Origin of the sequence: uncultured Campylobacter sp. (genome assembly GCF_938045405.1) — a bacterium.
Classification (GTDB): domain Bacteria; phylum Campylobacterota; class Campylobacteria; order Campylobacterales; family Campylobacteraceae; genus Campylobacter_B.
Window position 1 is genome coordinate 1 of the sequence record NZ_CALIMW010000251.1, and the last position, 24913, is coordinate 24913.

Annotated in this window: 20 protein-coding genes; 1 reads left to right on the top strand and 19 read right to left on the bottom strand. The window is 43.5% G+C overall.

Annotated features, from left to right (window positions below):
- Positions 1–46 precede the first annotated feature (46 nt).
- The 16 genes from cas3 to Q0140_RS10515 form a co-directional block, all read right to left on the bottom strand.
- Complete coding sequence (cas3, locus tag Q0140_RS10440; protein ID WP_297964353.1) at positions 47–2308, bottom strand: CRISPR-associated helicase Cas3'; 2262 nt, start codon at positions 2306–2308, stop codon at positions 47–49.
- Positions 2308–3048, bottom strand: coding sequence for a CRISPR-associated protein Cas5 (locus tag Q0140_RS10445; RefSeq protein WP_297964355.1), 741 nt, complete (start codon positions 3046–3048; stop codon positions 2308–2310). Before Q0140_RS10445 ends, cas3 begins: the two co-directional genes overlap by 1 nt.
- Positions 3048–3923 (bottom strand): type I-B CRISPR-associated protein Cas7/Csh2, encoded by an 876-nt coding sequence (cas7b, locus tag Q0140_RS10450; protein WP_297964357.1) that lies wholly within the window; start codon positions 3921–3923, stop codon positions 3048–3050. The genes Q0140_RS10445 and cas7b overlap by 1 nt, the downstream gene beginning before the upstream one ends.
- Positions 3916–4338 (bottom strand): hypothetical protein, encoded by a 423-nt coding sequence (locus Q0140_RS10455; protein WP_297964359.1) that lies wholly within the window; start codon positions 4336–4338, stop codon positions 3916–3918. Before Q0140_RS10455 ends, cas7b begins: the two co-directional genes overlap by 8 nt.
- 1 nt (position 4339) lies before the next feature.
- Entirely contained in the window at positions 4340–5734 is a 1395-nt protein-coding gene (locus Q0140_RS10460; RefSeq protein WP_297964361.1) for a TM1802 family CRISPR-associated protein, read from the bottom strand.
- A gap of 293 nt (positions 5735–6027) precedes the next feature.
- Positions 6028–6714, bottom strand: coding sequence for a CRISPR-associated endoribonuclease Cas6 (locus Q0140_RS10465; protein ID WP_297964363.1), 687 nt, complete (start codon positions 6712–6714; stop codon positions 6028–6030).
- A 72-nt stretch (positions 6715–6786) separates the two neighbouring features.
- Complete coding sequence (glyS, locus tag Q0140_RS10470) at positions 6787–8814, bottom strand: glycine--tRNA ligase subunit beta (protein WP_297964365.1); 2028 nt, start codon at positions 8812–8814, stop codon at positions 6787–6789.
- Entirely contained in the window at positions 8798–8932 is a 135-nt protein-coding gene (locus tag Q0140_RS10475) for a hypothetical protein (RefSeq protein ID WP_291937682.1), read from the bottom strand. Before Q0140_RS10475 ends, glyS begins: the two co-directional genes overlap by 17 nt.
- Positions 8929–10290 (bottom strand): endonuclease/exonuclease/phosphatase family protein, encoded by a 1362-nt coding sequence (locus Q0140_RS10480; RefSeq protein ID WP_297964367.1) that lies wholly within the window; start codon positions 10288–10290, stop codon positions 8929–8931. Before Q0140_RS10480 ends, Q0140_RS10475 begins: the two co-directional genes overlap by 4 nt.
- On the bottom strand, positions 10278–10766 hold the full coding sequence (locus Q0140_RS10485) for a tRNA (cytidine(34)-2'-O)-methyltransferase (protein ID WP_297880829.1): 489 nt from the start codon (positions 10764–10766) through the stop codon (positions 10278–10280). Before Q0140_RS10485 ends, Q0140_RS10480 begins: the two co-directional genes overlap by 13 nt.
- Positions 10759–11517: a hypothetical protein gene (locus tag Q0140_RS10490; RefSeq protein WP_297964369.1), complete on the bottom strand. Its 759-nt coding sequence runs from the start codon at positions 11515–11517 to the stop codon at positions 10759–10761. Before Q0140_RS10490 ends, Q0140_RS10485 begins: the two co-directional genes overlap by 8 nt.
- A gap of 49 nt (positions 11518–11566) precedes the next feature.
- Positions 11567–12667 (bottom strand): CCA tRNA nucleotidyltransferase, encoded by a 1101-nt coding sequence (locus Q0140_RS10495; protein WP_297964371.1) that lies wholly within the window; start codon positions 12665–12667, stop codon positions 11567–11569.
- Positions 12648–14009 carry a hypothetical protein gene (locus Q0140_RS10500; protein ID WP_297964373.1) on the bottom strand — a complete coding sequence of 454 codons (1362 nt, stop codon included), beginning with the start codon at positions 14007–14009 and terminating at the stop codon, positions 12648–12650. The genes Q0140_RS10495 and Q0140_RS10500 overlap by 20 nt, the downstream gene beginning before the upstream one ends.
- Positions 13999–14241, bottom strand: coding sequence for a hypothetical protein (locus Q0140_RS10505; RefSeq protein ID WP_297881728.1), 243 nt, complete (start codon positions 14239–14241; stop codon positions 13999–14001). Before Q0140_RS10505 ends, Q0140_RS10500 begins: the two co-directional genes overlap by 11 nt.
- A 9-nt stretch (positions 14242–14250) precedes the next feature.
- Positions 14251–15321, bottom strand: a complete 1071-nt coding sequence (gene leuB / locus Q0140_RS10510; protein WP_297964375.1) for a 3-isopropylmalate dehydrogenase — start codon at positions 15319–15321, stop codon at positions 14251–14253.
- A 9-nt stretch (positions 15322–15330) separates the two neighbouring features.
- Positions 15331–15813: a 3-isopropylmalate dehydratase small subunit gene (locus Q0140_RS10515; protein WP_297880232.1), complete on the bottom strand. Its 483-nt coding sequence runs from the start codon at positions 15811–15813 to the stop codon at positions 15331–15333.
- A 407-nt stretch (positions 15814–16220) separates the two neighbouring features.
- Between Q0140_RS10515 and rpoD the strand changes: the two genes are divergently transcribed.
- Positions 16221–18101, top strand: coding sequence for an RNA polymerase sigma factor RpoD (rpoD, locus tag Q0140_RS10520; protein WP_297964377.1), 1881 nt, complete (start codon positions 16221–16223; stop codon positions 18099–18101).
- Positions 18102–19516: 1415 nt separating this feature from the next.
- Here rpoD and Q0140_RS10525 read toward each other — a convergent pair.
- The 3 genes from Q0140_RS10525 to Q0140_RS10535 all read right to left on the bottom strand — a co-directional run bounded on the left by Q0140_RS10525 (position 19517) and on the right by Q0140_RS10535 (position 24185).
- Positions 19517–20965 (bottom strand): DKNYY domain-containing protein, encoded by a 1449-nt coding sequence (locus Q0140_RS10525; protein WP_297964379.1) that lies wholly within the window; start codon positions 20963–20965, stop codon positions 19517–19519.
- A gap of 183 nt (positions 20966–21148) precedes the next feature.
- Positions 21149–22390: a uracil-xanthine permease family protein gene (locus Q0140_RS10530; RefSeq protein ID WP_297964381.1), complete on the bottom strand. Its 1242-nt coding sequence runs from the start codon at positions 22388–22390 to the stop codon at positions 21149–21151.
- A gap of 901 nt (positions 22391–23291) precedes the next feature.
- On the bottom strand, positions 23292–24185 hold the full coding sequence (locus Q0140_RS10535) for an NAD(P)H-dependent glycerol-3-phosphate dehydrogenase (RefSeq protein WP_297964403.1): 894 nt from the start codon (positions 24183–24185) through the stop codon (positions 23292–23294).
- Positions 24186–24913 lie beyond the last annotated feature (728 nt).

Here is a 24913-nt window from a genome sequence, read left to right on the forward strand (position 1 = left end):
ACGTAATAATTCACAAGCGTGCCGGTGATTTGGTCTTTGCAAAACATTAGTCGAATACCTCTTCGGCAATCGTAAGTTTAGGAAGGAAACCATAGAATTTATTATAGAAATTGCCTGGCGGTAAAATATATCTGCCAAAATAATCTTTTAAAGTAATTTTATAATCTTTTTTAAGTTCTTCTAGTAAATTTTTACCAACGGATATCGTATATAATCCCAAATCTTTTTCCGAATCTTTAATTTCTGCAATAATTTCAAATTTATCGTCATTTGATTGTAACAATTTATCCCGATTATCTAAAAACTTGTCGAAATGCCCACTATACTGCTCTACAAAAATTGAAACCTTCCACTCCTGTTTTGGCATAAAATTTTCATTAAATTTTTTAAATAATGTTTGAAATTCCAGGTTTTTAGCGTATTGCAATAAATCTACACTAGTCGTTTCATTCTTTGTACTTTCAAAATAGCTCTCTAGGACATTATAAATTTCGCTCTCTTTTATATTTTGCGATAGAATTTCCTTTATCTTATCCTCTTGCAGATCCGTATCGTGATATGGGAATGATTTACCTTCTAAATAATCAAAAACTATAACTTTTGCAGGCCTATCTGACAAGCCTTCACGATTTACTCTACCCGCAGCTTGAATAATAGAGCCAAAGGGGGCAAACTCTCGAAAACCTATATCAAAGCTAAGATCGACTCCCACCTCGATCAGCTGCGTTGCAATCAAGATAATCTTTTTACCACTACTTAATTTAACTTTTATCTCGTCAATAATCTCAACTCTGTGAAGTGGAATTTGGTGCGTAGTCAAAAGATAGACGCTATCTTTATTCTCGCTTTTGCTTTTTATGACTTCATATAGCTTTTTAGCTTTTGAGATGGTATTTACGACACAGAGTACTCTTTGATCTTTATGGGCTAAAATTTCATCTTTTAGGATGTCAAAATCGTTTAAATTTGGCTTATAAACGAGCTCATATCTATCCCTATCTCGCTCGTATAAAACAGGGCTTGAAAGCTCAGTAAAATTTTCAAGCTCTGCTGCAATATGAGGCATAGTCGCAGACATAAGTATAAAGTGGATATTGTATCTTTTTGTAAATTCATTAAAAGCGGCAGAAATCGGCCTCAATAAAACTCTTGGGATATTTTGTATCTCGTCTATTATGATAACACTATCTCGCAAAGTTTCTAGTTTTAAATTATCTCTATTGTGATTTGAAAAAAATACGTAAAATAGCTGATTGAAAGTCGTAACGATAAAATTCTCATGCCAAATATCAGCCAAAAATACTTTTTGCATAAACTGCTCTTGCTCATCTTCATTATCTTTTTCTTTATCTCTTTTACTACTTTTATAGCTTGTTAGGTGATGATATTTTAGTACGTTTTGATCCGATATTATCTTTTGATATTCGCTATGTGTTTGATCTATAATAGAGGTAAATGGTATAGCTGTTATAATTCGTCTTTTATCGCCTTTTATTTTAGCTATTTGCAGTGCTAAATTTAGGGCCAAAAACGTTTTCCCTATACCGGTGGGCGCTTTAATCAAAAACTTATCTTTTTGCGTATTATGATTAAAATTTTGAAAAATAAGTTCCTTCGCTTTTGTTCTGTATTTGTTTTTACTGCCAGTTTGCTTTGAGGTTATAATATCTTCTATCTTATTAAGATAAAGATCTATTTTTTCTTCACTTAAAATTTCTACATTTTTATAGGATTTAGAAAAAATAGCTTCAAATTTATCTGCCAAAATAAGCCTCGAATAGCGCTTCTTAAAAATAAAGTAGTTATCTAAAATTTGGTATTTTTCCAGCTCGGCCTCTAAATCCAAAAAACAGCCAATAAAATCATTAACATCGGGCTTTATCTCTAAATTCGATCTACAAATCACTTCATCTATCTTTTTAAATTTATCTTTTATTTTTGCTTTTATATTGCCTAGTTCTCTAAAGAAAGATTTAAGATCGGGCAAATCGGAATGATGTTTTAGAATAGTAAAAAAATTAGCTAAAAAATTTATATCTTTATCGACTCTAATAAAAAAATATATAAAAGCACTCTCTAGAGTATGCGTTGTTTTTAGCTTTTGTTGGGCTTTTTCAAAGTCCTCTTTTGAGGCAAAATTTTCTACTTCTAAATTTATATAATCTTGAAATCTCTGTGCAATCTTAGCAATATCGTGAAAGGATGCCGTCTCCTTATGATCACTTTCATCAAAACTATCGCTTATATTTTTTACATGAAAATTGTATGATTTTTTAGGATGCGAGTTAAAAGAGTTTGAAATTTGCATTATACAAATCTACAATGATAAATTTCATCGACGCAAACTATCTCGTAAATCTTAATATCTCTAGCTTTTATTTGCTTGTTAGATAATATTAAATTTACGCCCGAAGCAGGAGACCTCTCTGGCGTTAAAACACTCGCAAAACTAATCGGAGAATATAAAATACCTTCTTCAAAATCTATATTTTTTACGTCATCTTGAAGCACGAACGAATCTATATTTATTTCATCAAATTTTTTCTCTCCATATTTTGTTATTTCTATGAATTCGAAATTGCCCGCAAATTCGCTATTGCCAAGATAAAATGAAAATTTACAAATTCTATTTTTTAGATTATGAATCACTTCGTCTTCGAGCTTAAATTTATCAATAAAAATTATATACTTAGGATAAATCAAGAGTTCTCTATTTATTGGTTTTTGAGGAGCTCTATCGTCACGCAAACCAAGCGAGATTTTTTGCATATCAAATTTAAGCAAACTATTTAGATGAGACTTTGTAAATTTCGTATAGTCGTTTATATAATTTTGCGAAAAACTCTTTTTCAAAATAGGAGCACATGAGATTACGCTATATTTAAAGTCGTCAAATCTATCATCATTTAAATAGTTATCTATGCCAAGTACAGCTGCCAACATACCACAAACCGTAGTTTTTGGAGGGATGGGTAAAGTGATATTTTGACTAATCCCCAAAGGATCTCTAAAACAAGCAAATTTACCCCAAATTTTAAATGCAAACATTACAGTTCTTTGACCTCTAAATTTATATTTAAATTTTTAAAATTGTCCAGATACTTTTTAGCCGAATCATCATAAAAAACTACTACTTTTTCTATTTTTTGACTCATATTTTTTAACGACCTTACAAGAGCCGAGAAATTTAATTCACATTCGCTAAAAGTACGAAGCTGTTGAGAGTTTTCATTATCTATACTTACAAGCTCGTCAAGTAGCCCTATCATATAAGTATCTTTGTAGATAATCCTTATAAGCATTCTTGGTTTTTGTCCGACTTTACTCCTAGTGTTGAGCAACTTGGTGCCTTGCCACATAGAATCAAGCATATCGGCAACATCTTCTTCGCTCGCGTTCGTTTTATCGGCACTTAGAGAATTTATAGTACCGTACATTGCAAACAGCCCATAAGGTATATAATTATCGGTTCTAAATGTCTTATTTAAGCTATTGTCTTTACCGAAAGCGCCGGTTCCTTGTGATAAAATAGTCTCTGTTTCATTTAGTGATTTAGCCCAAGAAAATTGCACTGTACCTATAATTTGAAGATTACTTTTGGGTGCCACTCCTCCAAAAAGTCTATTGTCAATGCAGCTTAAAAAAACTTTTTTATCATCTTTTTCATTTAAAGCACTCTTCAACTCAGCAAATCTGGTTTCTGCCGATTGTACCTGCTCTGCGTTATTTACAAATACAGTTTTACCTTTTCTATATTGCAGATCATCTCTAATCGTTCTTTTTACTCTAACATCGCTAACGACGGCCCTTCTATCGCTTTCATCGTATCTTGGTGCATTATCGTTTAGCATGTCGCCGTTAGGATTAGTCATTTTTGCATCCCATAAAAATAAAATTTCACTATGCTTTGCCAACTCACTCATTGTCTTCTCCTTGTTTTTGATTTTCTTTTTTAAATTTTGCATAATCATTAAACCCTTTAATGAAAGCAAAAGAAATCTCCTGTTGAGCTACTCTTATATTTTTCGGGTATATAAAATAAGTGGTAACTAATTGTGATAAATCATTGTTCTTGGGAGTATTTAGACTAAATAGCTTCTCAAAATAGGTTGCTTTATTAAAAATAGCTTTTAAATTTGATTCCGTTATTCTTTTGGTCGATAACCATTTTTTAAACGTCTCGTTCTTTTTTACAACTTTCCCGTTAGGATTATACGAACTATCGATAATACCTTTTGAATAAGCGCCTATTAAATAAGCTCCTTTTATTAAGCCATTCTCAAAATAATCGGGTTGCTCAAGCAATAATTTTTCAAAATATTCAGAAAAAAGTTCCATTCTACATCCTTATTGCATTTATATCTTTTAAAAATTTTAAAACCTTGTTTTCGTTCTCTACAAAAACATTCGGATACATTATCCACTCTTTTATGCCATCTTTCAATTTACTTTTATTTTCACCGTCAAACTCTCTAAAGTGCTCAAAACGCTTTAAAACTTCCAGATAACTTATTTTTAAATATCCTAAAAGCAATTTTGCTAAATATATTTTTTCTTGTAAAATTTTATTTTTCAAATTTGCAATGCTATTTGTAGATATAGCAAACTGTTCCGTAATCCTAAAATAATCCTTTAAATATACAAATCTAATATCATCATCCTCGTCTTGAAATCGTTTCATAGCATCCGTAATATGTTCTTCTTGCATCAAATTCGCTACCTTTCTTATCCTGCTTGGCAAAACATCTTCAAGAGTAGCAAATATTTTAACAGATAAATTGGTAACATTCACCTCCGTAAAGAATATATCGAGCGTAAAACTATTAATATATTTGAAATTTTCTATTTGCTTATTCAATTTTCTAATAAAGCTCTCTTCCCTAGCAGCTTCATCACTTAAAGTATTTGATTTCTCAAGAAAATTTATCATTTCCTTAAAAATATCTTCGTCAAAATTTACCATAGACGGAATTATTATATATTCTAATCCTTTGTAATAAAATTTAAGATTGTTTATCGCATACATCCAGCCTTTTTTGACCGATTTTGCCGTATTTTTTGACATAGGAAGACGGCTTATGGATTGCTCTTTAAATTTGTCATCATAATTATCCATAGTAAAAAACTTGACATTCGGATCATACCCGCAAGGTTCTTTTTCTTGGGTAACAATATCTATCTGTTCCTTTAAAAAAGCGTTCCCTTTTTTGTCCTCTATATGAGGCTTTACAAATTCATTAAGATAATTTTGCAAAACTTCCGGCATGAGCTCATAAAAACTTTTGCCATTTATAAGTAAAATCAGAAAATAATCGCCTTGCTTAAAGTCTTTCAATCCAAGCTCATCATTTTTGTAGTTATCTATATAATCAAAAACAATCTTTGCTAAACTATGATTTTGTGGATTTGAATAGATTAAAATGGAATTTTGTAAGGTATGCGAAATAGCTTGGAATTTTTTATATAAATCTTTTTCGTTTTGATACTCGTAGTTTGGGTATAAATAATATGAATTACTAGTTCCACCTATCTTTTTTGTAAAAAATGTTTTTATGGTGTCTAATGAAGTTCGTGATAGTTTTGGAGTACTAAGAAGCCTCCCGTTCTCAATTTTAAAATCAATAGCCAAAGTTATATGGTCACTATCCTTAAAATTGGAACTTTTAATCATAGCCTTAACATCGTCGTCACTTAGCAGGCTGCCAATTTTATAGAGTTTATGAGCTAATCCCATATCTTATTTTTACCTTAAGTATTTTAGTTAATTTTACGACCATTTTACTTAAATATTTCTAAAATTATTCTAGATTTGAAATCAGAATAAGATTAAGGCATTAAGAGGCATATTTTATTGTGATTCAAAACTAATTGCAATAAATACTGAACTCTATCTGCCCAAAATTTATGTCAAATATTTTAACATCTACGATAGGGCTAAAAAATATACACAAAATGCACACTATAATGCAGATTAAAGAATAAGGTTTCCCGTTGGGATTTAAAATTATTGTTTTAAAGGTTGTGACCTTATTCTTTTTGCTTTACAACCCCCAAAACCCCTACTCCGTAGTTCATACACCCACTTCCAGCGCCCGTGCCAAGGATCAAATTTATTAGTTCAGCCCTAGCTACAATTTTCCATCTTGCTTGCCACGCATATACCGGCTCGCGATTGTTGCCATAATAGAATTTCACAGACTCACCCGGCTTTTGCCACAATAAATTTAACTCCATTTCGCCATCATATTTTCGCTCCATAATCGTTTCAAATCGCTGTAAAATATTTGTCTTCATCATCTCTAAATGCCTGCTATCTTGCGGCTGCAAATAGACTTTATGCCCCAAAAGCCCGCTTACTGCGCACGCCACGTAGCCTTGCACAATAGCTTCGTTCTCGCAAATTTTATGATTTTTTGCTTCGACGGTAGTTTGCGTAAATAGAATTTCACCCAAGCTTAGCCCGTCTTTTAGCACTGCTAGCGCGATTTTACGTTCAAACTCCGGCTCGCATGAAGCAAATCGCACGCGCAAATCCTCTCCTCGCAAGATAAAATCAAACACCGTGCGTTTAAAAATTTTACCGCTTGATTCGTGCCTGTATCCTACGTGCTCTGAAGCCGGCAGATAGCGATAAAGAAAGCCCTGAATCAGCTGCGAGAGAGATTTTGTGATTTTTAGATTTTTAGTTGGTAATTTTGCGTTGATGATTAGCATTTGCGCTCCTTTGCGCGGTAAAATTTTGCCCAAGGTTCGCGCAAACCTTGGGCAAATGAGCTCTAAGTAAAATTAAAATCCTATCTCTTTGATATCGGCAAACTGCAAAAACGCGCGATAAATTTGCCCGATATTTGCGATACGATTTGCGCGTATCGCGGCATCCTGGACGTTTATCATCACATTATCGAAAAAATCATCAATCACGCCTTTAAGCCCAAATAGTGAGCGCAGATACCCACTCACGTCGTTTTCGTTGAGCTTAATCGCCCTGAACGCCGCATTTAGCGCACGCTCAGCATCGTGTTCGAATAGGCTTTCGTCCACCGCGCCTATTTTTTCGTCCTTGATGATATTGGCTAGGCGCTTAAAAGTCGCGAAATTTTCCCCGAAATCCGCTGCTGCTGCGATCTCGCCCAGCGCCTTTATGGCCTTGCTTAGTCGTAATAGATCGTTTTCGCCGCTTGCGATGCACGCCTTGATCACGGACGGATTTATTTCGTCAAAAATTCCGTATAACCTATCTTTTATAAAATCCAGCAGCTTAGAAATGTCAAATTTCTTATAATTTGGCGCCAGCTTTTGCGCCAGCGTATTCGCATCAAAGCTCAATCCTTGATTTAGTAAAATTTTAATTAGCCCCGTAGCTGCGCGGCGAAGTGCATACGGATCTTTATTGCCGCTTGGAACTTTATTGATACTAAAAAGCCCCAGGAGCGTTTCAAATTTCATCGCCACAGCGATTACGCTACTAAATACACCGCTTGGCAGCTCGCTATCCTCGCCGCTAGGCAGATATTGCTCGCGTATCGCGCGGCATACATGATCTGCCAGTCCAGCGTGTGCGGCATAGTAGCTGCCCATAATGCCTTGAAGCTCGCTAAATTCGCCCACCATCGTGCTGCTAAGATCTGTTTTACTAAACATTACGGCATTTTCTATATCCTGCGCAAAATCCTTTTTGCCGATCTCCGCCTCAATCTGCGTAGCATAATCCGCGCTCAGTGCCTTTGCTACCGCTAGCTCGCGCACTTGCTTATCATAAACCGAGCCAAGGGCTTGCATATAGGAAATTTGCTTAAGTTTTTCAGGGCTAAATTCCGCTTGCAAATCGCTTTTCCAAAAAAACATAGCATCGCTTAGGCGCGCGCGTAAAACTTTTTCATTGCCGCGTACTACAAGCTCATCATCATCGGTGATCGCATTACTAACAACAACGAAGTGATTGCTTAAGTTTTTACCCTCGAAAACTGGAAAATAGCGCTGATTCTCCTTCATCGAAGTGATAATGACCTCTTTTGGCACGCTTAAAAAATCTCGCTCAAAGCTGCCTAGCAGCGCCGTCGGATACTCGGTGATCGCCGTTACTTCATCTAGCAACGCAGGATCGACCTCAATCTTAAAGCCATGCTTTTTCTCGAGCTTTGCAAACTCGCTTAGAATTTTATCTTTTCTTTTTTGCTCGCTTAAAATTACGCCGTTACGCTCCAGCAGTGCGAAATAATCTGCGGCGTCTTTAAATTTAATCGCTTCATAGCCAAATTTTCTGTGCGGAAAAAATGCAGCCGCGCTTCGCACGCCATAAATTTCAAAATCTACGTTTTGACCGCCCAAAACGCAGGCTATGCTTCTTATCGGACGGATAAACTCAAACTCGCCGCTACCCCAGCGCATCGCGCGTCCAAAATTTAGCGATCGTAAAAACTCCTCTATCATTTCGCCTAGGATTTCACGACTATCACGCCCCTTTTGCACCGCAGCGTGGTAGAGCACCTCTTTGCCGCCCACCTGCCGAAATTCCAGCTCGTTTTCGCTTATGCCGCATTTTTTAGCAAAACTTAGCGCTGCAGGGCTCCATGCGCCGTCTTTGAGCGCGACGGATTTTGGCGCGCCCGTGCTTACGATCTGCGCATCATCGCCGCGTTTCGGAAAATCCTCGTGAAATAACACAAATCTACGCGGGCTAAATTCGAAGCGAAAGTCGCTATTTATGCGGTTAGCCTCAAGTACCGCGCGCCATTTTGGCGCGATATTCGCACGCTCTTTTAAAAACGGGATCGCAGGCAGCTCCTCGACCCCAATCTCAATGAGTAGTTCCATCTTTATCCTTTTTTCGTTGATTTCGTTTTTCGTTTTTCTCCATCATTTCGCGGTTAAATCCTACGATCATAAATATCATAAAAAGCACGAAAAGTGCGGTTATAACGGCGTGTATCATTCTACTATAAATTCCTTTTGCCCTTTATAAATCGTAAAATAGGCATTTTTAAATTCTAAATTTTTGCCGTTTTGCACAGGAGCGCTTTTGCGAAAAATTCTAAACTCGCCCGCGCTTTTTAGATCAATTATGCCGTCTTCAACGTCGCCTTTGATCGTGCTTATCACATCTCCTGCGCGCAGCTGCCGCACCGATGCGCTAGGCAAAACGTATGGTGCGATAGAGCCTACGTTGCCGCTTCTATATACGATCTCAAAATCGTCGATCTCAAAGCTTTGCTTATAAAATTTCGTCTTTTTTACTAGCAGATCGAGTTTATCGCCTAGCTGTAGCCCGCTGCCGCCATAGACAAAAACTCCACTTCCATCTTGAGAAATCGCAAAGCCATGGCGGTTTGTAAAACTCACGACTACGCCTTTTATCAGCACAGGCTCACTTATAATGCGCCCGTAAAGCTCCTCTATCGTGACGGTCTTTGCGGCACTAGCAGTATTTTTAGCTAAAAATTCTTGCTTTTTCGGCATAGATTTTAAAGCGCCTTCGTTCGTCAGAATGAAGCTAATCGGAAAATGATCAGAAGCGGTAGAGGATTTAACAACCGCGAAGCTGTCCTTTTTATATCCAGGCTCGCTACTAAAAAAATCGTCGCTAAGCAAGATATGATCGAGCACCGCGCCGCTTTCATGAGACTCACAAGAGCTAAAATGCTTTAACTGCGAGCAGGGATGCAGCGCCCACAAATCACTAAATCCATCGCGCTCGATAAGCTCGTTTAGCAAAGAATTTCGCCCGAAATTCGTATTAAAATCTCCCGCTACGATAGCGCGTTGGTGCCCTTGCAAAACCTCGCGCAAAAAGGCGAAATTGCGCTTGCGCTCGCTTAGCGGATTGCGTGCAGAGAGCATATGTACGACATAAAAGCTAAAATCAGCGCCGCCAAGCGCAAAATCAGCGCGCAAAATATCTCTAGTTTTAAGCTCTATCGGGCGGTAGGTTTTTTGAAATTTTATCGGTATGCGCGACATCACCGCCACGCCCGCAGGTGCAGTCTGTGCGCGCGAAAAAGCGTAGAATTTATAGCCCGCTTTCTGAGCAAGTGCTTTTAGCACAGCTTCGTTTTCGATCTCTTGCAGCCCCAAAATATCGGCATTAAGCGCGCTTATCTCATCCGCCACCGCTTGCAGCTTGCGCTCGTATTTTTGCTCGCTCCAACCACCGCGCCCGATCTCAAAGTCCGCATACTCCGTGCCGTCGTTTACGCCGTCGAATAAATTTTGCACGTTAAACGATGCGATTTTCAGCTCCGCCGCACCCGCACCGCAGAAAAACATCGCAAAAAGTAGCGCTAAAACTCGCAAACCGCGCTCCTAAAGTCGAATTTATCGATATTTTGGCGGATCGCTTCGTAGGTTACGATGCCCACGCTGGTAGCTAAATTTAAACTGCGCCCCGCCCCGCTCATCGGGATCGTGATGCAGTTTTCGCGCTTTGTGCGCATGATCTCAAGCGGCAGTCCGTGCCCCTCCGAGCCGAAAATCAAAAAATCGCCCGGCTGAAATTTTGCCTCATAGTAGAGCTTGTTCGTCTTCGTCGTCGCAAAAAAAAAGCGTTGCTTAAATTTATCGTTCGCCGCCATAAACTCGTCCCAATTTTCCCAAATTTTAAGATTCAAGTTCGCCCAATAATCGAGCCCCGCACGGCGCAGATGCTTATCGTCGATTAGGAATCCCAGCGGCTTGATCAGATGCAAGCGGCAGCTCGCATTGACGCACATACGCCCGATGGAGCCCGTGTTTGTGTGGATCTGCGGATAGACTAGTACGATATTAAACATCAAAAATCACCGATTTTGAACGGGCAGAATTTTGCGATTTAAAATTCCGCGAGACAAGGTTTTGAGATTTAGAATTTCGAAAAGCTAAATTACGCGGCTTGGGATTTCGCGCAGTAAAGCCTTGCAAATTTGAATGGGCAAAATTCTGTAATTTGAAATTCTGTGAAATAAAATTTAGGTTCATGATTTTGCGACGCTGCAGGACGTCAGATATCTCTTTGCAGCGATATGGCTCTTGCATTTTTTTGTGGTGCGGCGCGACAGCTACTCCCATAGCACAGGACGCGCAATACGGCTCGCTAAATTTTGCTTTAATGCGTTTAATATGACGCAGGCTGTGAGATTTTGTGCCAAGATGCCCTAATCTGCAAAATTTCATCTCGCTGTAATGAGAGCCGTGAAATTCCGTCTCGCTGCTGCACGGCTCGTATAATTTCTCGCTGCAGCGATGTGATCTGCGAAATTCTCTCGATCCATAAAACTTCGCCTCGTGGGCTTTTTCGGTATGGCGGCACGACGGATGAAATTTTAATAGGTAAAATTCTGTGTCATAAAATTCTACCGAGCTAAGCTTTGCACTATGAAATCTTACGCCGCAAAAATTTAAATTTCGCTCGCCATAAAAGATAAAATTTCGCGCAGCAAAAATCACGGGATTTTGCCTACGATCAAAGCAAAAAGCGCACTTTTGCAAAGACGCAGCATTCTTGCAAAACGCGTAAATTTCGTCGCGACGATAGAATTTTTTCATAAAACTAGCTCCTAAATAAAACGGCGATTTTACAGAAATCTCTCTAAATTTACGCTTTTAAAGCCGCTACGAACGCCCTAATCTCCGCTTCTTGCAGCCTCTCAATCTCCTTGCCGATCGCAGCGCCGCGCAGGTTGCGAGCGACATCCCCAGCGCAAATCAAGCTCTTAAATTTCTTATCCCAAATCCCAAGCCGCTTTGATGCTTGCACCCTACCTTTACAATACAGCCCGAGCCACTGCTTAAGCGGCATTTTTAGAGCGATTTTGCATAGCCGTTCGTCGCTTACCCGCTTAAAAAACGGCTCGCTAAGTAGCCTTTTATAAAGAGAATTTAGCCCTAAATTCTTTAAAATTTTATCTTTATCTAATCCTAAAAAATTCAAAAACGCATATAAAAAAAACATTTCATTTCGCACGAAAGATTCGCCACGCTCTATGAATTGCATCAGTCGCTCGTGCGTGCGCGGATCAATCCGCAATCCAAAAACCCGCTCATAAAGCCCCAGCTCTTGCATTAGCATCATCCCATATCGGTGCGCAGGTGCACGAAAAAATTTAATCAGCTCTGCTTTAACGCGCTCGCAACTAAGATCGCTAACGTCGATGCCGTGCATAAGTTCTAAGGTGTGCGGCTCGGCGCGAAGCTCAAATCTCGCAGCAAACTGCACCGCGCGATATACGCGCAAGCTATCCTCCACGAAAGTGTGCGGATCAACCACTCGCAAAATACGTGCGCGCAGATCCGCAAGCCCGCCGTAAAAATCGAGAACTTTACCGCTTATAGCGTCTATCATCATCGCATTAATCGTAAAATCGCGTCGCCTACTAGCCTCATGTTCGTCCGTAGCCAAAGCGACACTGAAGCCCTTGTGTCCGATGCCTGTCTTGCTCTCGGTGCGCGGCAGCGAAACATCGAAATTTTTATATTTATAGACGAAGTAACTCTTGCCGACGCCCTGTGCGCCGAAGTCTTGCATAATTTGCTCAAAGCGGTGCGGACTCACATCGTAAAGCTCCACATCCACATCAGCGCTAGCCCGCCCCAAAAAATGATCGCGCACGCAACCGCCTACTAGATAGATACGCGAGCTAAATTTTTTAAGATAATCTAAAAGCGCGATGAAATCGTCATTTTGATAGATTTTCAAGTCGGTTTTCGATACTTGCAAGCAAAAATTCCATAAATTTTAAATTTAGCTCCACACGCGCGTTCAAATCGCCCTTCTCAAAAGCGTTCAGCCCCTCAAAAAGCACTAAAATTCGCTCTTTTATCGCGCTCAAAAACTCCGCTTCGCTTGAAATTTTAAAATCTGCATTTGCGAGATATTTTGATTTGTCACCCGCTTGTCTCGCAGCCCCAAGATGTCGCGCTGCTTCAGGCTGGCGCACGGCGGAATTTTGAGCACCATAAGAGGCAAGGCTTCCCACTTGCATATCCTGCTTGGCGGAATTGCGAAGCTGCGGCGTGGCGAGCTCATCGTCTCGCGCCTCATGCATAGTAAAATTCTGTGGCTGCGAAACGAAATTTTGCTGCTGCGCGGCAACATTGCGGATCTCTAGCGCGACGGAATTTTGAGCTTGAAGCGACGCTAAATCCTGCTTTTTAGAATGCGCCGTACCGAAATAATCGTCAGCTTCGTTTTCTTTAAAATCAGAGCCAGGCCCAAAATCGTCATTGCTTAGCTCCTTAAAATGCGCGCCTAAAATACGAGGCGTCAAATCTTGCTTACTTTGGGAGTCGTCATCCGTAGAATTTAGCGCTAATTCAAAATCTTTACTTTCAGCAGAGCTTTGCGCTATGCTTGCGTCCCTGCTTTGCGGCGAAACAAACCCATTCATATCGCTGCCTAGACTATCGTAAATTTCGCCTGCGATGCCCGATAAATCACGCAAGCTTTTGTCAAATTTTGCGGTGGAGCTTTTTAAAATTTCATCGTTTGCAAAGGTCGAATTTGCGGAATTTTTGCCGCTTGCAGAAGCAGAATTTTTAAAATTCTCTCCGTTTGGGTAGGCGGAAGCCTCAGAATTTTGACCGCCTGCAAGATCAGAATTTTTAAAATTCTCCTCGCTGGAAAAAGTAAAATTTTCATCTTTTGCGGCAGATTTTTTTAAAGTAGCGTCCGCTGCAAATTCCGCGCCGCTAGGCGCAGAGTTCTTGCGTGCCAGGGCATTTGAATGATCTGGGACGGAATTTAAAGCATTCGATGAAACAAAGCGCGAAGTGGAATTTTTAGTATCCAAAGAAGTGAAATTTTGCGCGTTTGATGAAGCGATATCCGGTGCAGATGTGGAATTTAAGGCATCAGGTGCAATGGGATCTGGCGCAAAAGAAGCGGGGCTTAAAGCATCCTGCGAAGCCTGCGATCCTGCTTCGGTACTGCTCGCATTCACAGCCCCCTCTTGCTGCACCGCCAAATCTTGCACGCGCTTTTGTGCTTTCATCTCATTTACTGCTTCGATGATATCTTCCAGTTCATTTTCATACATCAATTAGCCACCTCTTAAATTCCGCTTGTTTGCTCGCATCGACGCTTAAAAAGCGCTCCAGCATCGCCATATTAACGCCCGAGCCTACTCGATGATTTAAATTTATCCGCGCAAAAAGCACAGCCGCATCGCCATCTTGCGGATTATCGCGTAAAATACCGCGGCAAATCCGCATTGCGCCGTAGATATCGCCTTTTTTCTCAAGCTCCATAGCGTATGCTAGCGCACCATTCAAGGCTAGCTCCTAAGCCTTAGCCGCGTAATCTGCGATGATCGAGCCGATCTCTGCAGTCGAGCAAATTTCTTTGGCATCGTACTGCGCGATGTCCTTGGTGCGGTATCCGTCGCGAAGCACGGCTCGTACGGCAAGCTCGATCGCTTCTGCCGCTTCATTCTCGCCGAATGCGTATTTCAGCATCATTGCAGCACTTAAGATCGTAGCGATCGGATTTGCGATCCCCTGCCCCGCGATGTCGGGCGCGCTGCCGTGGATCGGCTCGTAAATTCCTACCTTACCGCCGATACTTGCACTCGGAAGCAGCCCGATCGAGCCGCAGATCATACTCGCTTCGTCGCTTAAAATATCGCCGAATAAATTCTCCGTCAAAATCACGTCGAACTGCGCAGGCGCCCGCACGAGCTGCATCGCGGCGTTATCTACGTACATAAACTCCAAATTTATCCCCTCGTAATTTTTGGCTAGCTCGCTTACGACCTCGCGCCACAGCTGGCTTGTTTCAAGCACGTTGGCCTTATCCACGAGCGTTATCTTTTTATTTCGCAAAAGCGCAGCCTCAAAGGCAACTTTTGCGACGCGCTCGATCTCGGTGGCGTTGTAGCACATCGTATTTAGCGCATCCTTTTCGTTTTTTGCGCGCGGCTGCCCGAAATAAATCCCGCCCGTAAGCTCGCGCACCACCATTATATCGACGCCTTTGATGATCTCAGGCTTTAGCGTCGAAGCGTTTATCAACTCATCAAAAATCATCGCAGGACGCAGATTTGCAAAAGCTCCAAGCTCTTTGCGGATTTTAAGCAGTCCGCTTTCAGGGCGCAACTCGCGCGGCAAGCCGTCCCATTTAGCGCCGCCGATCGCACCGAAAAGCACCGCATCGCTTGATTTAGCGGCATTTAGCGTTTCATCCGGAAGCGGAACGCCCATAATGTCGATCGCCGCGCCGCCCATCAAGCGGTAGTCAAAATTTAGCTCGAAATTAAATTTATGGCTTACGGCATCAAGCACTTTTATCGCCTCTTCAATGATCTCGGGGCCGATTCCATCGCCTTTTATCACGCATACGTCGTATTTTTTCATCCAAATTCCTTACAAATTTATCTTTGTTTTTGCATAATTTATCGCTCCGCCCGCGTCGAGTAGCTTTTGCATAAACTCGGGGATTGCGCCGAATTTATACTGAGTTTTTTGAGTTAAATTTTTAATTACGCCGCCCTTTAGATCGATGCTAAGCTCGTCGCCCTGCGCGATCTTGTCCGTCTCGTCGCATTCGAGGATCAAAAAGCCCGTGTTGAAGCTGTTTCGATAAAAAATCCTAGCGAAGTTTTTTGCGATCACGCATGAAATTCCGGCGGCCTTAAGCGCCATCGGAGCGTGCTCGCGCGAGCTGCCGCAGCCGAAATTTTTCCCCGCTACGATGATGTCGCCGCGAGCGATTTTGGACGAAAAATCCTTGTCTGCATCCTCCATGATATGCGTCGCAAGCACCGCCGCATCGGAGGTATTTAGGTAGCGCGCCGCGATAATAATGTCGGTGTCGATATCATCGCCGAATTTCCATACTTTTGCCATATTTCCGCCTTAAATTTTAAAATAGATGCGCGATTTTACCGACAAATTTATTAAAATCCGCTCAATCGCTCCGATACGAGGGCAGAATTCCCCTATTTGAAATTTAGGGCCAAATTTAAACGCAAAGGCGTAGAGATAGGAAGTGCGGAAGCGTTAAATTTTAAAGCAGCAGCGCAAAGGAAGTGGGTTTCGGCGCGTCGGTTTTACGTCTTGCGAACGCGGAATTTTAGTGAGCAATCTTAAATTTAGCTAAAAATATAACCTAAATTTTAAAATTTAGCCTAATTTCTAGAATTTCAAAAATTATTAAATTTAGATGGTTTGCACCGTATATAAGCAAAAATAAAGAGCGTTTCGGTATAATCCGATCTTCCAAAACCAAATACACAACGACACAAGGAGATTTTATGGCGAGCCCAAAAGACGCCTTAACGCCCATCGAGCAGTTCTTCGACGAAAATCAAAAAAGCTACATCACCTACGAAAGACTGATAAAATTTTTCGACAAAGCCCCCACCGCGACGGCCGTTAAGAAGGTCGAAGCGCTTACGAAAAAATTCGACGTTGAGCTGATCTCCGCCGCAGAAATCTCCAAAATCAAAAATTTAGAGGACGCGAAGCTCAAAGAAGCCACGCAAAAAAAGCTGCTGGACGAGGGCTGGGACGAGGAGTTTGACCTATCTAGCGACGTCGAGCTTTTGGAGTGGAGCCGTTCGGACAGCCCGGTGCGGATGTATCTGCGCGAAATGGGACAGATCCCGCTGCTGACCAAAGAAGAAGAGATCGAGATCAGCAAAAAAATCGAGCTCGGCGAGGACATCATCATCGACGCGTTTTGCTCCGTGCCATATCTGATCGATTTTATACTTGATTACAAAGAGCCGCTCATCAACCGCGAGCGCCGCGTCAAGGAGCTTTTCAAGAGCTTTGACGACAGCGACGAGGAAGGTGAAGACGAGGACGAAGAGGAGTTATCGGAGGATGATTACGATGATGAGGAGGAGAGCACGGATGAGGACGAGGCGAAGCAAAAGCGCTCTAGAAAGAACGATAAGCGCGCTCTAAAGGTCATCGAAAGCTTCAAGGCTCTTGAAAAAGCCAAAAAGGACTGGATGAAATTTGCCGAGAAAAACGCCGAGGCGATTAAGCAGAGCAAGGGAATTTTATCGAAGCTAAACTTGGCGTTTAAAAAGAAAATTTTAAAAGAAAAGCTCATGGATCTGGGCCCAACTAGCAAGCTCATCACCGAGATCGTAAAATCGATGGAGACCGCGCTAAAAAGCGACGAGGGCTTCGAAAAGGAGCTCAAGCGCTTAGAGTACAAGCTGCCGATGTTTAGCGCCGAACTGCGTGAGAATCATAAAAAAATCCTAAAAGAGATCACGAAGCTCAGCAAAGACGACATTATCGCGCGCGTGCCGGAAGCTACGATGGTCTCGACCTATGTCGATATAAAAAAGCTCTTTTTGACAAAAGAAGCTAGCAAAAAAAGCTTCAACCTCGAGCCCGAGCGGCTGAAAGAAATTTTAGAGCAGATCAAGCGCGGCAAGCGCATCAGCGATAACGCAAAGGCGCGCATGGCGAAGTCCAACCTGCGCCTGGTCGTCTCCATCGCCAAGCGCTACACGAACCGCGGGCTGCCGTTTTTAGACCTCATCCAGGAGGGTAATATCGGGCTTATGAAGGCTGTGGATAAATTTGAATACAAGCGCGGCTATAAATTTTCGACCTATGCGACGTGGTGGATCCGCCAGGCGATCAGCCGCGCCATCGCCGACCAAGCACGCACGATCCGCATCCCGATCCATATGATCGAGACGATAAATCGAATTAATAAAATCACGCGCAAATATATGCAAGAGGGCGGCAAGGAGCCCGATATCAACGTCATCGCGCAAGAGGTAGGCCTTAGCGTCGATAAAGTAAAGCAGGTCATCAAAATCACAAAGGAGCCGATCAGCCTGGAAGCGCCGATCGGAAACGAGGACGACGGCAAATTCGGCGATTTCGTCGAGGACAAAAGCTCGGTTTCGCCGATTGAGCAAATTTTAAAATCTGACCTAAAAGAGCAGATAGACGACATCCTAGAACAACTTAATGACCGCGAGCGCACGGTAATCCGCATGCGATTCGGACTGCTTGACGACGAGAGCGACCGCACGCTTGAAGAGATCGGCAAGGAGCTCAATATCACTCGCGAGCGCGTCCGCCAGATCGAAAGCTCGGCGATCAAAAAGCTAAAACACCCAAAGATCGGCCGCAAACTAAAAACCTATATCGAGAGCTAGAGCAAAACTCCGGTATAATTTACTCTTTTTACTCTTTAAACGCTCGGCAAATTTAAAATCCATTAGATAGCTGGGCTTTGACGTCGGTATGATTGATCCTGACGTACGACAAAATTTAAATCCGCTAAGATCCGAGCCGGGGCTGTCAATAATATGTTTTTTGGTCTAAATTTTATCAGGCGGAGCACAAATCAAAGCGTAACAAAATGCAGCAGTGCTTTAAGCGCCGATCTTTATGGGCTTAAGGTTTGAAATCCGTAGGTTTCAAACTCCAGCGGAGAGAATTTACACGCCGAGCCTATGAGCCGCGAATTAGCGGAAAAATCAGTTTCAAATTCCAGTGGAGTAAATTTACATCAGCCCTCATAGGCTTTGCCGATCGCGCTTTGCTCGTTTCAAACTCCAGCGGAGAAAATTTACACTTTCCGATTCTTGGCGCAAATTCTTGCGCCAGCAGGTTTCAAACTCCAACGGAGGAAATTTACACAAAACAGCAATATCCTTCCTTACCAAAATACGAATGCCGTTTCAAACTCTAGTGGAGGAAATTTTACACGCTCGACGCTAAAGCCTTTTAGATATAGTTCACGCGCGTTTCAAACTCCAGCGGAGTAAATTTACACACTATACGACGTGTTATTAAAAAAAAGGGGGGGGGCTAATGCCTGTTTCAAACTCCAGTGGAGGAAATTTACACCAATGCTTTTCCTCGATGTCTCGTAGCAGTATCAAGTTTCAAACTCCAGCGGAGAAAATTTACACCCTTGCCGTTGTCGTCGTTCTATTTTAGCTCTTGGCAGTTTCAAACTCCAGCGGAGTAAATTTACACTCACCTATAACATGATCGGCAACACTATCAAAATCAAGTTTCAAACTCCAGTGGAGGAAATTTACACAGCGCTAGAAATTCTATTTTCCAGGCTATGAATATTAAAGTTTATATTCTTACCCCTTAAATTTAGATAAGCGGCAAAGGCGGTTTAAAATAAAACACCGCATTTGCGGTGTTTTGCAAATCTTAGCCAAAGCTTTATCCGCACAATTTTCAAAATTCCGACTACAACCAGGTAGCACGATTTAACGGCGCAAAAGTCGTTGCCGTTTTGCCGCGCTGTCATTTCGCCTCGCACTATCTAGCTAGCTTACTGCGCGCCGATAAACCGACAACTCGGTACCGGCAAACTTTGGCACACATTCAATCGCATCCCGCTTACCGCACTGCCCGCACCCGCAATCGCAACGCCCATAAATTTGCCGCATTGCTGCGCTGGCAACCGCAATACTATATTAAATTTACTGCTCCGCCGTGCCGTCCCGCTCTTAAAATTTACCTTCCGTAGCCAAGGGTGTGCTGGATAACACGACGTCAGTATTTTTGTCTCGCTCTAAATTTACCTTCCGTCGCACCGCTAAATTTAACCGCGTCGCAAACTGCGCTTTCTAAGGCGACTGTAAATCCAAGCTCCGAGCAATAAAACCGCCGCGAGGCAATACATATAAAAGGCCGCGCCGTTTTCATACTCCACGTCCTGCGCGATAAAGACCTGCTGCGACATTTCGGGGTTTCGCGCCGCCTCGTCCGCGATCTGCGCCATCACCTCATCGTCGTGTACCCCAAGCGTGATCTTTCGCAGCTCGATGAAATTTGTCCGCTTATCCAGATGCCTGCCGCTGCGACCCGTGACGTAAACGCTATGCGAGTAGAAATTTAGATAGTAAAATCCCACGTCGTCCTTCAAAAGCTTCTCCGATATCTGCCGCACGGCGCCTTTAAACGGATTATCGCCCGCCCTTTTTAGCGCGCTTAACCGTCTGGCGTCTCCGACGAATTTATAATAAACGTACCAAAACGCGTCTTTAAGCTGCCACTCGGCGCCGCTGCCGCGCGGGCGATTTAAAATTTTATCCTTGCTTAGATAAAATATGCCGTTTTTGCTCGCAAACAGCATGTATTCCTGATGCCCGCTCTGAAAATTTAGCGGCGTATAGGGCTCGTTTGCAGCATCAAATCTCTCGCCGTTCATCAGCACCGCGCCCGCCTTTGGATCATAAAGAAACTCTATGCCGGCGTTTGGCTCCACGAGATACATCTGCTCGCTAGGCGTGAAATTTAGCCTCTCGCCGTCCGCATAAACGCTGCGTCCGTCGCTTAGCCACCGATCGACCGGGCGAAAGTGCACGGGCGAATCGGGACCGTCTTCGTGTATGATTTTTAGCCTTATCTGCTTTAGATTTTTTGCATCCGCACCCGCTAAAATTTTACCTTCGTAAAATACCCGCTCGCCGTCCGTGGCGACGTAAGGGCTCTCGGTCAGCGGCGAGATGGGCGCGCTAGTATCAAGTCTAGCGTAGGGGTAGTTGTACTCCTGCGGCCATTTGGAGAGTCCGAACGCGTGGAAAAATACTTTATAAATATAGCTTATCGCGCCGCCCGTACGCTGCGTGACGTCCGAGCAGAAGTAGCTCACGCGCCCGTCGCTGTAGTAGCGAGAGCCGATTTTTTGCGTGCGCGCAGGATCCAGCCCCGACATCTTGCGAGCGCCGCAAAATACGCTACTAGCGTCCATTCCGACATTTGTGTAGGAGTATCTGCCGGTATCAAGCGCGCGAAAGCTCGCCGCGTCCGCGCCGCCCTCCAGCTCGTAGGGAGCGAGGTTCCAAGAGCGTAGGTAAATTTTGCCGCCGATGTTGAAATAATCGCTGCGGCCGATCTTTTGCGCGTCCGCAGGCAGCTCGCGCGAGCGGTCATACACCGATAGCTCATAGATAAAAACGAGCGAGACGAAGAGCGGCACGAAAAGTACCGCAAAGAGGAGCTTTAGCGCCTTTTTATCAAATTTGCTTAAATTATTCGCCTTTTTCATAAGGCAATTATATATCTTGCTAGTTTAAAACGTTAGAAATTTGCGAGCGTTTGCGAGGAAAATTTTAAAATTTAGGCTGCGGTAAATTTAGCGGCGAAAGCTGCGAGTAAATTTGACGACAAACCTCAGCTCAAATTTACCAGCATTTACGCGAAAACGACGCAAGCTCCGCGCAAATTTAACTCAGTATCCGTCAAAATGCTTGGTCTTTGGCAGCACCAAATTTAGCGTGATGCCGATAATCGCGCCAAGCCCCACGCCGCTAAAGCTCATAGCGCCAAAGTCCAGCACCATGCCGCCGATCGCGCAGACGAAGATGAGCGCGACGATGATCATATTGCGCGGCTCGGCCAGATCCACGCTGTTTTTTATGAGCGTTTCCATGCCCACGCTAGCGATGATACCGAAAAGCAGCAGCATAATGCCGCCGATGACGGGAGCGGGGATCGTGGAGAGCGCGGCGCCGAGCTTACCCACAAAAGCTAGCAGTATCGCTGTAAGCGCGGCAAAGGTCATGATGGCTGGATTGTAGGCCTTCGTGATGCTGACCGCGCCCGTGACTTCGGAGTAGGTGGTGTTTGGCGGTCCGCCAAAGCAGCCTGCTAGCGACGTCGCGAGCCCGTCGCCTAGCAGCGTGCTTTTAAGACCCGGGTTTTTGAGGAAATTTTCCTTTGTTACGTTACTGATCGCAAGCATATCGCCGATGTGCTCGATCGCAGGCGCGATAGCGATAGGCACCATATAGATCACGGCTTCGAGCTTGAAAACCGGCGCGGTGAAATTTGGCAACGCAAACCACGGCGCGGACAAAATCGGCGTAAAATCCACGATGCCGATAAATAGCGACGCGCAGTATCCTACCGCGATGCCGCAAAGTATCGGCACGAGGCGCAGCATGCCGCGGCCAAACATCATAACGACGATAACCGCCGAGAGCGAGATGAGCGCGATCGTAAGCGACTGGCCCTGCGTATAAAGCGCCTCTTTGCCCTTGCCCATGACCATATTTACGGCCGCTGGCGAGAGGATGAGGCCGATCGTCATGATGACGGGGCCCACGACCACGGGCGGTAAAATTTTATGCAAAAACCCCTCGCCTTTGAGCCTAATAAGCAGGCTTAGAACCACGTAAAAAAGCCCCGCCGCGATCACCCCGCTCATCGTCGCGGCGATGCCCCACTCCTTCACGCCGAAGCTTAGCGGCGCGATGAACGCGAAACTAGACGCGAGAAAGATCGGCGGGACGTGTTTACGCGTGATGAGCTGAAACAGCAGCGTGCCGATGCCCGCCGTAAACAGCGCCACGGACGTATCAAGCCCCGTTAAGATCGGCACCAGCACGAGTGCGCCGAACGCGACGAATAGAAACTGTACGCCGACAAGAGCGTCGCGTAGCCTGAGATTGTAGCCTTCGTATTTTTCCATCTTCTCCTCTTTTATCTTTGCGACTTGCCTTTTGAGCACTTTTTGCGGAGTTTGCTAAAATTTTGCTCGGCAGACTACCCGTCTAGCCTACGCAAAATTTTCGCTGCACAACCCCAAAAATCATCTCAAAACAAGCGTAGCGTTTTTGCAAAGCAAAATGTTTTTATAAAATACTTCGCCTTGGCTCCTGTATTAAAATTTATAATACACCGATATTCTGTAAAATTTAACTCACCGCAGTCGCAGACGAATAGTCCGCTCCTTTGCAAGCACTAAAAATTTATCAAAACTACACATCATCTGTCTTGAATATTTTCAAAATTTATGCCTTTCTGCCCCATTTTACCGCAAATTCTATCCAAAGCAGACGATTGCGCTCCTTCATTCGGCTCATTTCCGCCTCGTCTAAAGAAAAAAATACCACGCCTTAATTTTTAAATCTGACATCAAAAATTTTGACCTATCCGGTCGCAGACGAGCAATCTGCTCCACTCTCCACTGCCGACCATCGGCGGCTGCAAGCAGAACGAAGCAGTAGCGCTTCTAAACTACCTGCGATCCATCTTAAATGTTTTAAAATTTAGCCTCTTTTTAAAATTTTACGACCTTGCTTTAAAATTTCGCGCTCAAGCTTAAAGCTAAATTTCAAATCAAAGCCGCTACGCCACATCGTATACAAGCGCCCTTTTGCTGCGATTTTGCGTCGTATCAGACGCGCGAAACAGCAAAGCGAAAATCAAGCCCATAAAATTATCGAGCAAAGCCGCGTAAACAGTTCCAAACAAACAACGACCAAAATCCGCAAACCAGCAACTAAATTCCACAAGCATAGCGGCTAAATCAAAACCTATGCAAGCCGAATCCGCCACTAAAATTTAGCGAGAGAATTTCGTCGTACGGCTCATTTTTTGCGCAGCAGATCCTTTAGGCTTGCCCTTACGTCCTTTCCATGCAAAATTTGCGCGACCTCGGTAGCGATCGGAGCGTAGATCTTGTGCTTTGCCGCGATATTTACGACCGCTTCGGTCGTAGCCACGCCCTCGGCGACCTCGCCTAGTTCGCTTAAAATTTCATCCAGCTTCTTGCCGCGCGCAAGCCCCAAGCCCACGCGGTAGTTTCGCGATAGCGCACTCGAGGCGGTCAAAAACAGATCGCCCACACCGCTTAAGCCCAAAAAAGTCTCGTCTCGGGCACCGAAAAACTTGCCAAAGCGCGCGATCTCTACGATGCCACGAGCGATCAAGCTCGCTCTAGCGTTATTTCCGAGCCCCAGCCCATCGCAAACGCCGCTAGCGATGGCGATGACGTTTTTATACGCGCCGCACACCTCTGCGCCGATGATATCACCACTCGTGTAGGTCTTGATGTAGGCAGGGAAGGCACTTGCGAAAAGTTCGGCTAGATTTTCGTTACACGAGCTTACGACGAGCGCGCAAGGCAACTTCTGCATGACTTCGGTGGCAAACGACGGACCTGATAGATAAGCAAGATTGCCGCGCGCGACGTGAGATTCAAAAATTTCGTTCAAAAACCTACCGCTAGCCGCATCGATGCCCTTGGAAGCGACTAGAATTTTTTGATTTTTGTAAGTGAAATTTTGATCCAGCCACTGCGCGGTTTGCTGTGCCGCGAGCGCAAACACCAGTGCTTCGCATTCCAGCGCTTCGCTCACGCTTACAAAATGCGGAATTTGCCTTGGCGTGCGCGAAGTGATGACGCATTCGTTTTTTGCGCTAAGCGCGTCAAAAAGTGCGCTACCCCATTTGCCCGCGCCGATAACCGCGATTTTCATTATGTTCCTTTTTAAAAATTTATTCGCAAATTTGCGGTTTTTCAAATTTCATTTTATTGAAATTCCCGCTCTTTGAAAATTTAGCCCAAAAGCGCCGACATGAGCCTGTGCAAACGCTAGCCGAAGCTACGCTTTAAAATTCGCTTTTTGAAATTTCATCTCGTCAAAATTTCGTCTCGTTAAAATTTTGCGCTTTTGAAATTTACTCAGCCAAAACTCCGCTTTTTTAAAATTTACCTCACTAAAATTTCATACTTTTAAGGTTTTGCTCTTCCGTCAAAAACACTTTCACAAAAGGCGCGGCAGTGAACGAATGAGGATTTTGAAACTCCATTATACGTTTTAAATTTCACTCACGTATCGCCAAGGCAAATCAAATTTTTAAAAATTTTATTCAGACGCTTAAGTGCAAATTGCGCTTTTAAATCCGCTTAAATTTATCAAGGCGTGCTTTGGACCTAGATGATCTGCGGTCGCTCGCCACGTTATCGTTTGGCGCAAGGTTTGGGGCACGCGCATCCGACGCAGCGATTGATCAAATTTAGCCTACACATCGACTCGCCACTCAAATTCGACCCTGCGTATTCGATCCTATCCGCGCACCCGAGTTGCCGTTTTTGCTACCTCAGGCAGAGTAATTTTACGCATTCCCTGCAAGCTTTGCCGCGCTTTGACGGTAGCCGTGAGTAAAATTTTTTTAACGGGTGCCTTCTTAAACCCCTCCGTCGCAG

What these genes read in the sequence shown, in the direction of transcription:
- cas3 (WP_297964353.1), bottom strand. Translation starts at nt 2,308, where the DNA reads ATGCAAATTTCAAACTCTTTTAACTCGCATCCTAAAAAATCATACAAT.
- Q0140_RS10445 (WP_297964355.1), bottom strand. Translation starts at nt 3,048, where the DNA reads ATGTTTGCATTTAAAATTTGGGGTAAATTTGCTTGTTTTAGAGATCCT.
- cas7b (WP_297964357.1), bottom strand. Translation starts at nt 3,923, where the DNA reads ATGAGTGAGTTGGCAAAGCATAGTGAAATTTTATTTTTATGGGATGCA.
- Q0140_RS10455 (WP_297964359.1), bottom strand. Translation starts at nt 4,338, where the DNA reads ATGGAACTTTTTTCTGAATATTTTGAAAAATTATTGCTTGAGCAACCC.
- Q0140_RS10460 (WP_297964361.1), bottom strand. Translation starts at nt 5,734, where the DNA reads ATGGGATTAGCTCATAAACTCTATAAAATTGGCAGCCTGCTAAGTGAC.
- Q0140_RS10465 (WP_297964363.1), bottom strand. Translation starts at nt 6,714, where the DNA reads ATGCTAATCATCAACGCAAAATTACCAACTAAAAATCTAAAAATCACA.
- glyS (WP_297964365.1), bottom strand. Translation starts at nt 8,814, where the DNA reads ATGGAACTACTCATTGAGATTGGGGTCGAGGAGCTGCCTGCGATCCCG.
- Q0140_RS10475 (WP_291937682.1), bottom strand. Translation starts at nt 8,932, where the DNA reads ATGATACACGCCGTTATAACCGCACTTTTCGTGCTTTTTATGATATTT.
- Q0140_RS10485 (WP_297880829.1), bottom strand. Translation starts at nt 10,766, where the DNA reads ATGTTTAATATCGTACTAGTCTATCCGCAGATCCACACAAACACGGGC.
- Q0140_RS10490 (WP_297964369.1), bottom strand. Translation starts at nt 11,517, where the DNA reads ATGAAAAAATTCTATCGTCGCGACGAAATTTACGCGTTTTGCAAGAAT.
- leuB (WP_297964375.1), bottom strand. Translation starts at nt 15,321, where the DNA reads ATGAAAAAATACGACGTATGCGTGATAAAAGGCGATGGAATCGGCCCC.
- Q0140_RS10515 (WP_297880232.1), bottom strand. Translation starts at nt 15,813, where the DNA reads ATGGCAAAAGTATGGAAATTCGGCGATGATATCGACACCGACATTATT.
- rpoD (WP_297964377.1), top strand. Translation starts at nt 16,221, where the DNA reads ATGGCGAGCCCAAAAGACGCCTTAACGCCCATCGAGCAGTTCTTCGAC.
- Q0140_RS10525 (WP_297964379.1), bottom strand. Translation starts at nt 20,965, where the DNA reads ATGAAAAAGGCGAATAATTTAAGCAAATTTGATAAAAAGGCGCTAAAG.
- Q0140_RS10530 (WP_297964381.1), bottom strand. Translation starts at nt 22,390, where the DNA reads ATGGAAAAATACGAAGGCTACAATCTCAGGCTACGCGACGCTCTTGTC.